This window comes from Rhodanobacter sp. BL-MT-08, from assembly GCF_054161255.1.
Genome location: NZ_CP167872.1, coordinates 1,482,793 through 1,495,596, shown reverse-complemented (window position 1 = coordinate 1,495,596; position 12,804 = coordinate 1,482,793). Strand labels below are relative to the sequence as shown.

Below are 12,804 nucleotides of genomic sequence, written 5' to 3'. Positions count from 1 at the left end.
AGGGGTTTTCTGTCGTCGACTTGCCTCACCCGATGTCACACGCCCCGACCGTGCCTGACTGCGTGCCGGTTCGCTGCGACAACGCCATTGAAGCTATCGGATACACGCTCTTGCCGTTCGCCATGCGTCCACGTCAAACATCCGCGCGCCGTCGCCGCGCGCCGTCATTGAAAACCGCGTGGTGTCTCGCGCTGGTCTGCAGCGGCCTGCTGGTTGGCGGAATTGTCGGCGGAACCAAAGCGTCGGCCCACACCGGCCCCGCCGAATCAGGCGGCATCAATCCTCATCCGGTCGTATTGAATCTACCGCCGGTGCAGCCGCTCAGCGCGGTTGCACAGCTGGGCAGGCAGATTTTTTTCGACCCCTCGCTGTCGGGCTCGGGGCGTGAGTCCTGCGCTTCCTGCCACAGCCCCCAATACGGCTACAACCCGCCGAACAAGCTCACCGTTCAGCCCGGCGGCGCCGACATGAATCGTCTCGGCGAACGGCCGCCACCGTCGCTGGCCTATCTCTATCGGCAGCAACCTTTCAGCATCGGCCCGGACACCGCGCCGGACGATGTCACCGTCAATCTCAACGCTCTCGCCGCATCGACCAGCAGCCAACCGCGGGCACAAAAATCCGCCGGCGCCGCACCAACGGTCGCCATGGTGCCGCAGGGCGGCCTGTTCTGGGACGGCCGCGCCGATTCACTGCAGAGGCAGGCCTTTTTCCCCGCGCTTGATCCTGCCGAGATGGCCAACACCAGCGTATCGACGCTGGCCGGCACATTGGCCAAGCCGCCCTACCGCCAGCAGTTCGTCCAGTTGTTCGGCCCGGCCATCGTCAACAGTCCGGACAGGCTGGTGTCCGAGGCGATGTTCGCCCTCGTGCGCTACCAGATCGAAGACCCATCCTTCCACGCCTTCACCAGCAAATACGACGCGTGGCTGCAGGGCAAGGCCACGCTCAGCGCCGCCGAAATGCGCGGGCTCAAGGCCTTCAACGATCCGCAAAAAGGCAACTGCGCTGCCTGCCACCTCAGCCAGGTCACCGCCGACGGCCTGCCGCCGCTTTTCACCGACACCCAGTACGAAGCGCTGGGCGTACCGCGCAACACGCACCTCGCGGCCAACAAGGATCCGCAGCACTTCGACCTTGGCCTGTGCGGTCCCATCCGCAAGGATCTGGCCAGCCAGAAACAATACTGCGGCATGTTTCTCACCCCCACCCTGCGCAACGTCGACCGCCGCGCCGTGTTCTTCCACAACGGCGCATACACCACGCTGAAACAGGTGCTGGACTTCTACAACCTGCGCAGCGTCCAGCCCGAAAAAATCTACCCCCGCGACGCCAGCGGCAAGCTCGCCCTCTACAACGACATCCCCGAAGCACTGCACGGCAACGTCGACACCAAAGACGCCCCCTTCGACCGCAAGGCCGGCGACAAACCCGCGATGTCGAATCTCGATATCCAGGACATCATCGCCTTCGTGCACGCGCTGGATGATGGGTATATGCCGATGCCCAAGCCGAGCAAGAGCGACGCCGCTGGCGCTAACTAGGCGAGACTCTCAGTTGTCGAACATCGCTTCGATCAGCCACGCCGAGCACAAGTCTGCTTCGGGTGGGATATCGGCGCGAAGCATAGTCTCTATTCGGCCAATAGCGGCCTCTTGCGGGCCGCAAATGCATGTCGCATAGCTGCCGTTCAATACGGAGGGAGCTAACGCTAGAGTTAAGCGGCGGCGAAGCCGTCCGCCTTGAACGAATTGTTAGAGCACATTTCTCATGTGAACCAGAGAACGCACATGGTGCCGAACGGAATTAAGCAGATAAGTAAAGCTATCGACGAACGCCAGCGGGCAGCCGGGAAGCTATACCCAGAAAGCCAAAGTGCAAAAGGAAGAATAAAAATTCCTATTGAGAAGGCGATAGTCGCATGGAGTTTACGCGATGCAATTTCAGCAGGGGTGACCCATGGTGCAGGATCGCCAAGCGCCGACGCAAATCCGAAGAACAGCAGTGCAACAGAAATGACCGCTATTACAAGTGACAAATTTGCGGCTGCCGTAACTCTCATTTTGTGCTCTAACGCTTGAGTTAAGCGGCGGCGAAGCCGTCCGCCTTGAACGAGTAGTTAGACATACTTTGCTAGCTGCCTAACCAGACTACGATGCCCGTAAACTTCCATTTTTGAAAGCGATGCCAACTCAGTTTCTGTGGCTTGACCCATATGCCTGTCACCCTCCCACACGTCACCTGCAACGATACGCCGGGAGAGAATACCTTCATGGCTGGCCATGGGCTCGTGGCCGATGACCGGCCAAGTCTTTGACCAGCCGGTATACATCATTGCCTTAGGGCTCACGCTGACCTGCTCAGTTGTAGAAAAGTTGTCGGAGCGCACCCCATAGCACCCGATAAGAACTACGTTTTTGAAATAGCTCGACTCATAAAGAATACGACACAGGGCTTCGCGGCCATCCTGAAGCGAGATTGTGAAAATGTCAGCTTCGCGGGATTTCATGCTGTATGTCTAACGCTTGAGTTAAGCGGCGGCGAAGCCGTCCGCCTTGAACGAGTTGTTAGACTACTCAGCATTGAACTGCTTTAACAGTCGGCCGGTTGGAGAGAAGATGTAAAAGCGCTCTACGTCAGAAGCGGCCACTCGCTCACCCTTTCCATTTTCAATACGCGGAATGGCTAGGACGCTCCACGAATTGTCATGGAACGTTGCAGAAAATTCGCATCCAACTTTGGTGAACTGCCCATGGAGGACGCTGTGACAAAAGGATTTTGCCTGGGCCTTGGCGAACCTAATGATGTCGTCTTTGCTTAGGCGCTGATCTGAGCCTGTTGCGTGGACTGACAAGACTAATAGCGCTACTGCGAGAAACATTTTCATAGGGTCTAACGCTGGAGTTAAGCGGCGGCGGAGCCGTCCGCCTTGAACGAGTTGTTAGGGCGCATGGTTACTCGCGCGCCCGCATGTTACTTACCTTGAGAATTTTAGTGACTGTCAGGATGCGCTTACAGGCTCCCAGGTTGCCGTAGTGTCCTGATGAACCGAGTGTGCCTTGAACAATGACGTGACTCGTGCCCCAAGGACCGTTAGCGTCTTTGGCAGGCAATTCTGCTTTGGACATATCTCCATTGACACACCATCTGACATCTTTGCCGTCAGGGAAAAAAGAGGCGTACTCGAAGTTGTAGAAGTAGTCGCCGCTATAAGTAGTTTGGCGTTGAGAAAGACCAGCACATGCAGTGGTCAATAACACGATGGCGAACAGTACGAAGCGTGCGTTTGCCATTCTGAGCCCTAACGCTGGAGTTAAGCGGCGGCGGAGCCGTCCGCCTTGAACGAAATGTTAGGCCTGCTCGACACCGGTTAGAAAGATGCTTGGCACACCAAGTTTTTGATACTTGTAGATCTGAGTTTTTGTTAACGGTACCCGAAATGAAGCAGGACCGTGAATGTAGTAACCGCCAAGTAGCCGTTGAGTAAGCAACTTGCAGAAAGAACGCCACGCAACATTGAGTTCTTGCACAGAAGCCTCGCCAAGATAAACCGAAATTGCGTCAGTCAACCAGAACAGCTCAAGCGCCACAGCAAGATCGCAATTTGGGTGATCGGCGATTGCTTGTGGGAAAGCAAAGCCGTCGCTCCAGTTGTAGTCCAGCGACATTTGGCGGAGCGTGTCCGCCGACGTATTTGGAGGTGGCTGTATAAAAAGCGCCATTTGGGTGCGGGCCTAACGCTTGAGGTAAGCGGCGCGCGTTTTCTGCGCGTCCGCTCGACCGAATGGTTATGTGCTCTTTGCCTGCTTCGCTTTTAGATAGTTTATGAACGCTGCACTTGAAACAAGGAAAAACTTTGCATCTGCCTCATCGAGTGCTGTCTCCTCCAGCATGGCGTGTCGGATACCGTCCGCGTCACTGGTATACCCATATATCGCAGAAAAGCCATTTCTCAACGCGTTGTGAAGCTTTCCACTACGCTCAAGAATTTTCAAGCCGTCGCCAAGCGTCGCTTTGGGGTTGTTGCTTAGTTCGCAGACGGCGCTTTCTATAGCCGAGACCGACTCCTTAATCGAGTTACGATAGTCCGGCTGATCGCGGTTCGCCAGGAGTTGCAACGCCTGATGAAGGTGGGCTTGAACGCCTGCAAATGGTCCAGGGGCCAGCGCGTTTTCGATGGCTTCCCGCTCTGAGGCGTCGGATACAGGTGTGAACAAACCATCTATGAGACGAAACCCAGATAGCTCACGTTCCAAGACATCGTTGATGAGTTCTGTAAGCCCCGGAATCTTGTAGGTTTGAACAACAAATTCGATGAAATCGTAAACCTCGTACCACTTGGATGAGAAAAAGTACTTGCGAATTTGATCAAGGATCTCAAAACCATATTCTGGCCTGGAGTCAATGCGAAGCTTGAAGAAATTAAACCATAGCTGGCGGCTAAACGCATCTACGAAGCCGAGCCCACCCTCGCGACGATTTATCAAAAACGTTTCTTTGGACCATAGGCACTGGTCAATTGCGTTCCAGAGTGAATTCCGGAGTGCGTCGCTCATTCCTTCGGTCTGAACGACATCGCTCACTTCAACCATGCCGGCCCGTTGACTAAACCTCATCGTCTTCCCTCTTGAACATAACGCTGGAGTTAAGCGGCGGCGAAGCCGTCCGCCTTGAACGAGTAGTTAGGCATTGTGCCGGTTTGCTCGCTATTTCGTGTTGCCATTTTTGTCTTCCCCAAGTAGCCACCGCTGCCAGCTTCGAGGTAGCGCCGCAAGTTGTCCAAGTTTGGCTGTACTTGGCTCGCCAGTATGTCTCCATGCGCGCCACAGAACTACAGAAGAGCCGACCACAAGGAGGGTGAGCCAAGCCGACGCAAATGCGATGTCTAGTTCTCGCCAACGAGCCGCAGCCGCTAGGCCAATGGCGGAGATGCATCCGAAGAACCACAAGAACGCACTAGGCTTGCCCCAAGAGGTGCGCTTTTGCTGATCAATTTCCATAGCCATTCCTGTGTGCCTAACGCTGGAGTTGAGCGGCGGCGCAGCCGTCCGCCTCGAACGAATGGTTAGGTGCGCACAGGGAAAGCGAGCATCGCCGCTGCCAACATTTGCACCGAAGTTTGAAGCTGAGTCTGATCAATAACGATTTCAAAGACGAGCTTGTTGCCAATGCCTGCCTGGTCAAGTGCCTCACCCGAGATCCTGACATGGCCCAAGCCGTCACCTGTAGCCTGCAGCTCCAGTTGACCCTCAAGAGTTTGGAATTTAGCGGTACCGAGGAGTGTTTGGTAGAGGGAAATGAGCTGAGCATGGAAGGACTCAAGCTCACCGGTTAAGAACGCGGCGGGAAACCTGCCGTGAAAAGCTCCGCATTGGACAGAGACCTCCACAGATAGTCAGTTGTCGTCGTGATAGTCGCCAGACGCAGCGCGCTCATAACCGAAAACAGTGACCTCCAAGCGCTCATGCTCTTCACCACCAAACGCAATGGACTTCATTTAGCACCTAACGCTTGAGTTAAGCGGCGGCGGAGCCGTCCGCCTTGAACGAGATGTTAGGTCCGCCACTTGAACCAAGCAATGACCCGGTCGACCAAAGGCTGCGGACTCCTCGGAATACTAGGTGTGGCGGGAATGCTTGCGGTTGGCTGGTAGGGTTCGCCGAGCATAAATTGCGCCCATTCAGCCAAGCTGAGCGAACGAGCATTCGTAGGCTCTAGACCAACAGTAGCGAAGTAAGTGCCCACCGCAGTGCCAAACCCTTTAGTGGTAGTTGAAGGCTCAACTGGAATAAGCCGCTCATGGTAGGCAAGCATGCGCCACTCCTCGGAAGAGTGGCGCCATTTTCTACCGCAATTGGAACAAGTGATGCCCGAATTAGAGAAACAAGGCAGCTTAAGAGCGGCTTCGACTAAGTCGTTTTGAATATTGTCTTGCCACCCTGGGCCCTGCGGTTTGCTAACCCAATATTCGAATTCTGGCCATTTACAGGGACACCCGTTCTTGTCTGTATAACAATGCAGGACGTCATCAACGGTCGCCTGCTGTTGAGCTATCTGCTTACGAACTTCCGAAATGCCCATGTAGACCTAACGCTGGAGTTAAGCGGCGGCGAAGCCGTCCGTCTTGAACGAATAGTTAGACCTCATAGCTCGATGAACTCCGCCGCTTCGACGTCGTAAAAGCGAGCATTGAGTTCGCTGCATAGCTGGCGCAGGGCAGCCGACTCGCGTGGGCCCCAGACCCCAGACACAGAAATGGTCCTTGGCTCTGAACTCTCGTCGGGCGCCTCAACCTCTAGGGTGAGTGCTAAAGAACCGTCGTGCAGTGGAACGCAACGGTTGATTGCCGCGGTGACGTCTGCTCTTGCACCGAGCGGCTGAGGCACCCAGTGGTGGCCCAACTCCACGAGCTCTTGATTGGAGCGAACAATGATTCCGATGCTGGCCATTGAGTTCTAACGCTGGAGTTAAGCGGCGGCGGAGCCGTCCGCCTTGAACGAATTGTTAGCCAGCCTCATGGAACGCCTTCGAAAGAGCAAGGATAAGCTCTTGAAACACGCAGAAAACCGTAACCAACTCGGTGGCGGAAGAGCAGACAGGGCGTGGATACGCGGGAACAGGAGCTGGTTGGCCCGCATGCTTGAGCGCTTCATTGCAGAGTATGGCGAAAGTGCCATGTTGCTCTTGCCCCGCTTGTGCGATGACGAAATGAGTCTCGACCCAGCCACCACTTTGGATGATGAAATTTAGACATACGCCATCTGGCAGCCCGCCAAGTTTAAAGACGATGCCAGGGCCAGCAAGTTTAGAGAGCAGAACCACTCCCACTGCGGCCGAAAGGATGTCCTTGTACGGGACTTTCTTGACGCTCGTACCGGGGAGAAGCGGATGCTCCTTGCACAATTTGTAGTAAGCATCACCGATGCCACTTTGACTTGCTGCTACCAGAATGTCTCGGGTGTAATTCATGAAGGCTAACGCTGGAGTTAAGCGGCGGCGAAGCCGTCCGCCTTGAACGAATTGTTAGGCATCCCGTACAGGCAGCTTACGCAACCAATCGTCGAGTTGCCGGAGAAGTGGTTCTAGCTCTGGAACAAACCCGTCTTCCGCTGCCCACGAAGCCTGCTCGAAGCTCAGAGCGAGATCACTGGCTTCTCGATGCATCGAGTAAGACAAGCCCTCCATTGCGCGACTGCAAGTTGTTAGCGTGCTTGCTAACGTGCCACAACCCGTATCGCCCGATTGTACCGACGACAAAGCAGATTGGATTGTGCCTGCAAGATTGCTAATGGACATGATGCCTAACGCTGGAGTTAAGCGGCGGCGTAGCCGTCCGCTTGAATGACGGGTTAGGCCGCATGGCCCGAAAGCTTCGTGAGAAAGAATGCCAACCACACAAGTAGCGCAGTAGCAGCGAGCAAACGAGCGCCGCGAACCTTGTTGCCAAAGATGGCCAAAAGAGACCAGGCCAAAAAGCCAAAAAATCCTAGGCCAAACTGATTCTGGCTCAATGGTGGCCAAGGGAGCATGTAGTTGTAGAGCATCAGTACGGCGACGAGACCACATAGCACGCGTTGCCAAGTGCGGAGGAATACAAAAGAGTCGTCGTATTTGACCATGTACTGTCGAGAGGCCTAACGCTGGAGTTAAGCCGAGCCGCGAAGCGGCTTCGGCTTGAATGAATTGTTAGCCACCGCCCGACCGGTTTGCAAAGGCGGTGAGTACCTCAGGTGGAAACGGGGGCTCACCACGAGCCAGGAGATTTCCGATTACAGCAAGCAAGGCCTTGGATTTGTCGGGCTCTGGAACCTCTCTTGCTAGGCTGATCGCGTACAAAGTGTCCTTGTGCTTGATTAGCTTGTCGTAGAAGACATTGAGCTGTTTGAGGTTGCGGCTGTACAGAACGAAGAAGCCGGCACCGACAAATTGGGTGAGCACGCCGCCGATAACAGCTAGTTGGCCGGCGAGACCGTAGTTGCCGCCAATGACGAGGCAAATGCCAACCAGCAACGCGGCCAAGCCAGCGAATAGCGCGGCCAGGCTTGAGCCGAAACTCCAACGCAAGTGTTGGACGTTGAGCTGGTAGTACTCATCCAGCTGGGCGAGCGTTTGGTCAGTTGCCATGAAACTCCCCCTGGGTGGCTAACGCTGGAGTTAAGCGGCGGCGAAGCCGTCCGCCTTGAACGAGATGTTAGACCGTACGGGCAGCAATGCGAAGGCTAGAGCTTTTGACCAAGTGCTAGGGCAGCGACGTCCCAGTTGAATACCATGCCGGTCGAACGCGACACGGCAAACCAGCCTACGAGGCTGCTACCAACCCAATTCGGAACGGCGCCAGGCGGCGCAGGATAGTTTGAGCGCAACGCAAAGACGAAGTAACGACCATTGCCTTCGTCCGCATCGAGTTCACAGCGATACTCGTTTATGCCGTGACGTGGCGATTGGCTTTGAGCGACCGCAGCCTTAAGAAGGCCACAGGCGGACGAACTCGAAATTGCAGACGCAGAGGCTAGAGCCGGCGCGCAGAGAGCCGCTACTAAGAATGCCAGGAATGTCTGGATGGTTGCTCGCATGGAGTAAGGTCTAACGCTGGAGTTAAGCGGCGGCGGAGCCGTCCGCCTTGAACGAGATGTTAGATGCGCTCAGGAAGTTGCTGGAGTGCCGGTTTAGCATATTTGAAGAAGTAGATGCCAGCAAAGAACATGAGCGTATTAAATACCCCGTAGATCGCAGAATGGAAATATTTAGGTCCGTCTAGGAGAACAGCTAGCCACATAGCGGCTCCGGTGAACAGGGGGATGACCGTCCACAACATAACTGCAATGTAAGCCCAAGGTTTGCGAAAGTAGACCGCCCCCAAAACTGTGCACTCAATAGCTATTGGCAATAGGGCACGCAAACCACCCAAAACCAACGTCAAAGTGTTTACTGCGACAAGCAGTCCAAAAACGACATAGAGCGCTGGGACAAAGTGCTTTTGAAGGCCTGTGAGCATGGAGCTAAATTCTCCAAACATCTAACGCTGGAGTTAAGCGGCGGCGTAGCCGTCCGCCTTGAACGAGTTGTTATGCGCACGTCACCGCGCACCATGCCGAGGCTCGTGAAATGTTACACAAACTTTAGCCTGGATATTGACGAAAGACCAAAATATGGCATGGTTGAGCCACTCAAGCCAGAAGAACTGGCTAAAGATAGACTAAACTCCGGAGTAAGGACAATGGCAACAAACCCAGAACTTGATGCTCTTGAAAAAATGCTTGCGTTTGGATTCACTACGGCTGCTCAAGCTATCCGCCGTGAGGCCGAGGTAACCCGGGCAGTGGCCAAGGCGACTTACAATGGGCACACGGCAAACGGGAAAGCTCGTTTTGCTGACGACTTGGCAGTTTCGCTTGGGTCGAATAAGGCGACGGCCGACTACTTGGAGTTGAGCGAGGGTCGGATCAGCCAACTGCGGAAGAAGGCGCGGAAGAACGGAAAGTAGGTTGCTGAAGGGGCAAGAAGGGAGCCGCCTGCGGCATAACTCTATGCAATTTTGCAAAAAAAAGCGCCCGAAAGGGCGCTTTAATGTAGGTGAGGAGTTAAACCGTTCGCTGCCAAGGCTGCCACTACTGATGAAGCGGTTAATACGACTGACTTGGTTGAAGCAAACATTACTGCATTAAAAGAATTAATTATATTCATAAGCCCTCCTGTTAGGCATGTAATTGCATTGATAACTGTGGCTGGCTCAGTCGCCAAGACACTTAGTGCAACACTGGTACAAAACAGTAAGACAGACTTTTTAAGCAGCGACGGATTCGAACCGTCCACACCTCCGAAGACTTGGAAGCTTATCAAAGTTGCAGCGCAATGTCAAGTTTTCATTAAATGCCGGAGTGCTGCTTTCGAGCATAACGCTTGAGTTAAGCGGCGGCGAAGCCGTCCGCCTTGAACGAGTTGTTAGCACGCCACCGCACTACTTAACCTTGGGCGGGCGTGATCCGATAGCAGGGGCGACAACCAAAGCGGCAACGACAAACAAAGCTAGTGCGCCACAAATTATTGCCGGTAACACCCATGCTGGCGAACCTGCGAAGTGGCGTGCCGCTGCCCTGACCAGCAGACCTCCTACGATGAAGCCAACTAAGCTAAATGCGGTGCCGGTAGCAACCTTGCGGAGAGTGATACGTGTCTCGTTCATTTACCGAGCCCCCTGCTTGTGAGTGCTAACGCTGGAATTAAGCGGCGGCGAAGCCGTCCGCTTGAATGACGGGTTAGACGGCAGCACGCTACGCCGTCGGTGAAGTGCACGATAGCGCTGCTTTGAAAGCCCGGCAATGCCGCGAAGGTTTTGGCCTGCGAGCGACGAACGAGCCGCTGACGACAAACGCCACGTTGCGAAGAACCGCGCGCACGACGAAGCATGAGAATGCGAGATACGTCAGCGCGCGCCAGCCGCGACAAAGGACCAAGCGCGCTACAGACAACAACGCAGGCTGGCCCGAAACGACAGAATGCATGCAGCTGATGCGAAGCCAGAACGCGACACGCACGCGAAGCAACCCCGAAGGAAAGATGCTCTGACGCCTAACGCTGGAGTTAAGCGGCGGCGAAGCCGTCCGCCTTGAACGAGTAGTTAGAACTCAACGACACGTACATCGCCGGCGAGCTCACCTGAAAGTTGCTCTGCAAGAAGGATAGCGTCTTGAAGTGTCTCGTTTGAGCCGTGGGATGCTGTGAGCATGAAGTATGAGTTTGAGCCGTCCCCAACGCACAACTCATCGATGACGTCCTCGATCGTTGATGCACCAATGCCAACAACCCCAACATAACCGACGCGCTCTTGAATCCACTGCGCAACGATCGCATCGAGTTCCGGGCGATAGCCGTGCAGTGAATGTAGAACAATCTTGCGCGAAGTGGCCATTGAGTTCTAACGCTTGAGTTGAGCGGCGGCGGAGCCGTCCGCCTCGAACGAGTGGTTAGGCTTGCGCCTGCGCCACACACCCCCAGCCATCGTACTCGACGCCGAATAGCTGCGCGAGACACGTGAAGAAGCCCGAGACGCACAGAGCTACGGGTTGCTCTACGGGCATGTTGATAGTGACAAGAACGGACGCGGGATCTTGAAGGACAGCCTTGCCATAGCTGTGCTCGTTAACGAAGGATGCAACGAGCGCAGCCTTTTCTGCGTCGGGTGCCACCAGAAGAAAATCAACGTCGCGGAATACCGAAAAGTGATCGCCATTGCGATCAAGCGACCGAAGTACATCCGTGTCGGCTGCGGCGGTTTCCATCAATGTAGTGACAAGCTTCATGTGCAAGCCTAACGCTGGAGTTAAGCGGCGGCGGAGCCGTCCGCTTGGACGAGATGTTAGGCATGCGAGATGCCTTCCCGACGAAGTAGATTGCTGAGCGTTGCTGCTTTTTCGAGCACGTGACCGGCAATGATCCCGTCATGGTCAAGGCCCCGCGAGATAGATGCCTCTGGGATGTCGCGACCAGAGTCGAATGACGCGCGCATGTCTTGGAAAATGCAGAGCCACTTGGCTTGAACAGCTTCAGTCCAGCCATCCGTGCGAGCTGCGCCTGTAAGTGGCGCAGAAAGCGCGACCACGAGCTGGTCGAGAAGTTGGCAGACGTCGTGGCGAGAACCTTCCATATTTGATGCCTAACGCTTGAGTTAAGCGGCGGCGGAGCCGTCCGCCTTGAACGAGTTGTTAGGCGACAAGCCACCCATTGCGCTTGAAGCCGTGTGCATAGATTGCCTCAGCAGAAGTGTAGTCTTCCGGGCGCAGAGAAACGGAAAGAAACGAACCATCGGTGAAGCGAATAACGAATGCATCGTTGGACCGAAGTTCCGACGAGGCCACAACCTTGGTGATTTGAGCGCAGATTGCGTGACGGAATCCAGGTTGCGATGAGGTGATTTTGACCGATGCTGCGTGGACGGTGAGTGGATTCGTGACGTTGATGCCAGGCCCGCCGAACCAGAGTTGCAAGTAGTCGTGAACGAAGGTGACCGCGCTAAGTTGCGCGCCATTAAGCTCGTCGAACATTTCAGTTGAGCGGTTCTCTTTCACGCGCATCCTTCGCCTAACGCTGGAATTAAGCGGCGGCGGAGCCGTCCGCTTGAATGACTTGTTAGGACGGCGGCCCGCCACGCCGAAGTATGACTGCACGATAGCGCTGCTTTTAATGGTCGGCAATGCCCTGACGGTGATGGCGTGCGCGACGAGCACGAAACGCCTGCGATGACCGGGACGTTACCGCGAACCGCGCGAAATGCGCGGCCCGAAGAAGCGAGAAACGAAAACGCGTGCAACGTGCCATACACGACAGAGCTAAGAAATACGGCAACGCACGCTGGCCAACACCACCACCTGTGTGGAACGCGAACCAGATGATGCGGGACAAACGCAGAAGGAAATGCTCTGCCGCCTAACGCTTGAGTTAAGCGGCGGCGGAGCCGTCCGCCTTGAACGAATTGTTAGAGGGCCGCTTGCGAATCACAAAGTAAGAGATCAAAGCTGTGAGCGGAAAAGCTATTGCGTGCCAGAGCGGAAACAGACTCACTAGCCCCGCAAGCTCACCCCACGACCAAGTGAATAGTGCAACGAAAAACAAGAGCCCAAACGGAACAAGGACCACAGTGATGGTTACGGGCGCCCAAGAAGGGGTAAAGAAAATGGTGGCGGCAGCGACGAGAATGAGCGAGCGCTTGGAATCGGGCACGCGCTTGACCATGAACCAGACGCACAGAAGCGGAAGAAGCATGAGCAAGGCGAGGGCTAGATAAAAAAACACCAAGAACATCATTCC

The 12,804-nt window shown here is 55.2% G+C and carries 17 protein-coding genes; 3 read left to right on the top strand and 14 right to left on the bottom strand.

From position 1 onward, the window contains the following. The first annotated feature begins 122 nt into the window (after positions 1–122). Complete coding sequence (locus ACDK93_RS06425; protein ID WP_458071777.1) at positions 123–1,544, top strand: cytochrome-c peroxidase; 1,422 nt, start codon at positions 123–125, stop codon at positions 1,542–1,544. Positions 1,545–1,742: 198 nt separating this feature from the next. Next, positions 1,743–2,081: a hypothetical protein gene (locus tag ACDK93_RS06420; RefSeq protein WP_458071762.1), complete on the top strand. Its 339-nt coding sequence runs from the start codon at positions 1,743–1,745 to the stop codon at positions 2,079–2,081. Between the two features lie 38 nt (positions 2,082–2,119). Here the strand turns inward: ACDK93_RS06420 and ACDK93_RS06415 are convergent, their stop codons facing one another. The 9 genes from ACDK93_RS06415 to ACDK93_RS06375 all read right to left on the bottom strand — a co-directional run bounded on the left by ACDK93_RS06415 (position 2,120) and on the right by ACDK93_RS06375 (position 8,995). Further along, a complete protein-coding gene (locus ACDK93_RS06415; protein ID WP_458071761.1) occupies positions 2,120–2,509 on the bottom strand; it encodes a hypothetical protein in 390 nt (129 codons plus the stop codon). Positions 2,510–2,954: 445 nt separating this feature from the next. Further along, on the bottom strand, positions 2,955–3,293 hold the full coding sequence (locus ACDK93_RS06410; protein WP_458071776.1) for a hypothetical protein: 339 nt from the start codon (positions 3,291–3,293) through the stop codon (positions 2,955–2,957). A 57-nt stretch (positions 3,294–3,350) separates the two neighbouring features. Further along, complete coding sequence (locus tag ACDK93_RS06405) at positions 3,351–3,668, bottom strand: DUF4274 domain-containing protein (RefSeq protein ID WP_458069144.1); 318 nt, start codon at positions 3,666–3,668, stop codon at positions 3,351–3,353. 120 nt (positions 3,669–3,788) lie between these two features. After that, positions 3,789–4,616: an AbiJ-NTD4 domain-containing protein gene (locus tag ACDK93_RS06400; protein ID WP_458071775.1), complete on the bottom strand. Its 828-nt coding sequence runs from the start codon at positions 4,614–4,616 to the stop codon at positions 3,789–3,791. Positions 4,617–5,065: 449 nt separating this feature from the next. After that, positions 5,066–5,389, bottom strand: coding sequence for a WapI family immunity protein (locus tag ACDK93_RS06395; protein ID WP_458071774.1), 324 nt, complete (start codon positions 5,387–5,389; stop codon positions 5,066–5,068). A gap of 1,115 nt (positions 5,390–6,504) precedes the next feature. After that, positions 6,505–6,969 (bottom strand): hypothetical protein, encoded by a 465-nt coding sequence (locus ACDK93_RS06390; protein WP_458071773.1) that lies wholly within the window; start codon positions 6,967–6,969, stop codon positions 6,505–6,507. A gap of 380 nt (positions 6,970–7,349) precedes the next feature. Further along, positions 7,350–7,619, bottom strand: a complete 270-nt coding sequence (locus ACDK93_RS06385; RefSeq protein WP_458071772.1) for a hypothetical protein — start codon at positions 7,617–7,619, stop codon at positions 7,350–7,352. Positions 7,620–7,686: 67 nt separating this feature from the next. Next, on the bottom strand, positions 7,687–8,124 hold the full coding sequence (locus tag ACDK93_RS06380; RefSeq protein WP_458071771.1) for a TRADD-N-associated membrane domain-containing protein: 438 nt from the start codon (positions 8,122–8,124) through the stop codon (positions 7,687–7,689). Positions 8,125–8,632: 508 nt separating this feature from the next. Further along, positions 8,633–8,995, bottom strand: a complete 363-nt coding sequence (locus ACDK93_RS06375) for a hypothetical protein (protein ID WP_458071770.1) — start codon at positions 8,993–8,995, stop codon at positions 8,633–8,635. 72 nt (positions 8,996–9,067) lie between these two features. On the opposite strand from ACDK93_RS06375, the gene ACDK93_RS06370 reads away from it, so the two are divergent. Further along, positions 9,068–9,484, top strand: coding sequence for a hypothetical protein (locus tag ACDK93_RS06370; RefSeq protein ID WP_458071769.1), 417 nt, complete (start codon positions 9,068–9,070; stop codon positions 9,482–9,484). Positions 9,485–10,618: 1,134 nt separating this feature from the next. Here ACDK93_RS06370 and ACDK93_RS06365 read toward each other — a convergent pair. From ACDK93_RS06365 to ACDK93_RS06345, 5 genes are all read right to left on the bottom strand, one after another. After that, on the bottom strand, positions 10,619–10,909 hold the full coding sequence (locus tag ACDK93_RS06365; RefSeq protein WP_458071768.1) for a hypothetical protein: 291 nt from the start codon (positions 10,907–10,909) through the stop codon (positions 10,619–10,621). 55 nt (positions 10,910–10,964) lie between these two features. Continuing rightward, entirely contained in the window at positions 10,965–11,300 is a 336-nt protein-coding gene (locus tag ACDK93_RS06360; protein ID WP_458071767.1) for a ribonuclease E inhibitor RraB, read from the bottom strand. A gap of 56 nt (positions 11,301–11,356) precedes the next feature. After that, the gene (locus tag ACDK93_RS06355) at positions 11,357–11,644 is read right to left on the bottom strand and encodes a hypothetical protein (RefSeq protein ID WP_458071766.1); all 288 of its coding nucleotides are present in this window, start codon (positions 11,642–11,644) and stop codon (positions 11,357–11,359) included. A gap of 58 nt (positions 11,645–11,702) precedes the next feature. Next, positions 11,703–12,224 (bottom strand): hypothetical protein, encoded by a 522-nt coding sequence (locus tag ACDK93_RS06350; RefSeq protein WP_458071765.1) that lies wholly within the window; start codon positions 12,222–12,224, stop codon positions 11,703–11,705. 211 nt (positions 12,225–12,435) lie between these two features. Next, positions 12,436–12,801, bottom strand: coding sequence for a hypothetical protein (locus ACDK93_RS06345; RefSeq protein WP_458071764.1), 366 nt, complete (start codon positions 12,799–12,801; stop codon positions 12,436–12,438). Positions 12,802–12,804: the final 3 nt, after the last annotated feature.

Bases quoted from the DNA above. Each gene is read 5' to 3' on its own strand.
- ACDK93_RS06425 (WP_458071777.1), top strand. From the start codon at position 123: ATGCGTCCACGTCAAACATCCGCGCGCCGTCGCCGCGCGCCGTCATTG.
- ACDK93_RS06415 (WP_458071761.1), bottom strand. From the start codon at position 2,509: ATGAAATCCCGCGAAGCTGACATTTTCACAATCTCGCTTCAGGATGGC.
- ACDK93_RS06410 (WP_458071776.1), bottom strand. From the start codon at position 3,293: ATGGCAAACGCACGCTTCGTACTGTTCGCCATCGTGTTATTGACCACT.
- ACDK93_RS06405 (WP_458069144.1), bottom strand. From the start codon at position 3,668: ATGTCGCTGGACTACAACTGGAGCGACGGCTTTGCTTTCCCACAAGCA.
- ACDK93_RS06400 (WP_458071775.1), bottom strand. From the start codon at position 4,616: ATGAGGTTTAGTCAACGGGCCGGCATGGTTGAAGTGAGCGATGTCGTT.
- ACDK93_RS06390 (WP_458071773.1), bottom strand. From the start codon at position 6,969: ATGAATTACACCCGAGACATTCTGGTAGCAGCAAGTCAAAGTGGCATC.
- ACDK93_RS06385 (WP_458071772.1), bottom strand. From the start codon at position 7,619: ATGGTCAAATACGACGACTCTTTTGTATTCCTCCGCACTTGGCAACGC.
- ACDK93_RS06380 (WP_458071771.1), bottom strand. From the start codon at position 8,124: ATGGCAACTGACCAAACGCTCGCCCAGCTGGATGAGTACTACCAGCTC.
- ACDK93_RS06375 (WP_458071770.1), bottom strand. From the start codon at position 8,995: ATGCTCACAGGCCTTCAAAAGCACTTTGTCCCAGCGCTCTATGTCGTT.
- ACDK93_RS06370 (WP_458071769.1), top strand. From the start codon at position 9,068: ATGCGCACGTCACCGCGCACCATGCCGAGGCTCGTGAAATGTTACACA.
- ACDK93_RS06365 (WP_458071768.1), bottom strand. From the start codon at position 10,909: ATGGCCACTTCGCGCAAGATTGTTCTACATTCACTGCACGGCTATCGC.
- ACDK93_RS06360 (WP_458071767.1), bottom strand. From the start codon at position 11,300: ATGAAGCTTGTCACTACATTGATGGAAACCGCCGCAGCCGACACGGAT.
- ACDK93_RS06355 (WP_458071766.1), bottom strand. From the start codon at position 11,644: ATGGAAGGTTCTCGCCACGACGTCTGCCAACTTCTCGACCAGCTCGTG.
- ACDK93_RS06345 (WP_458071764.1), bottom strand. From the start codon at position 12,801: ATGATGTTCTTGGTGTTTTTTTATCTAGCCCTCGCCTTGCTCATGCTT.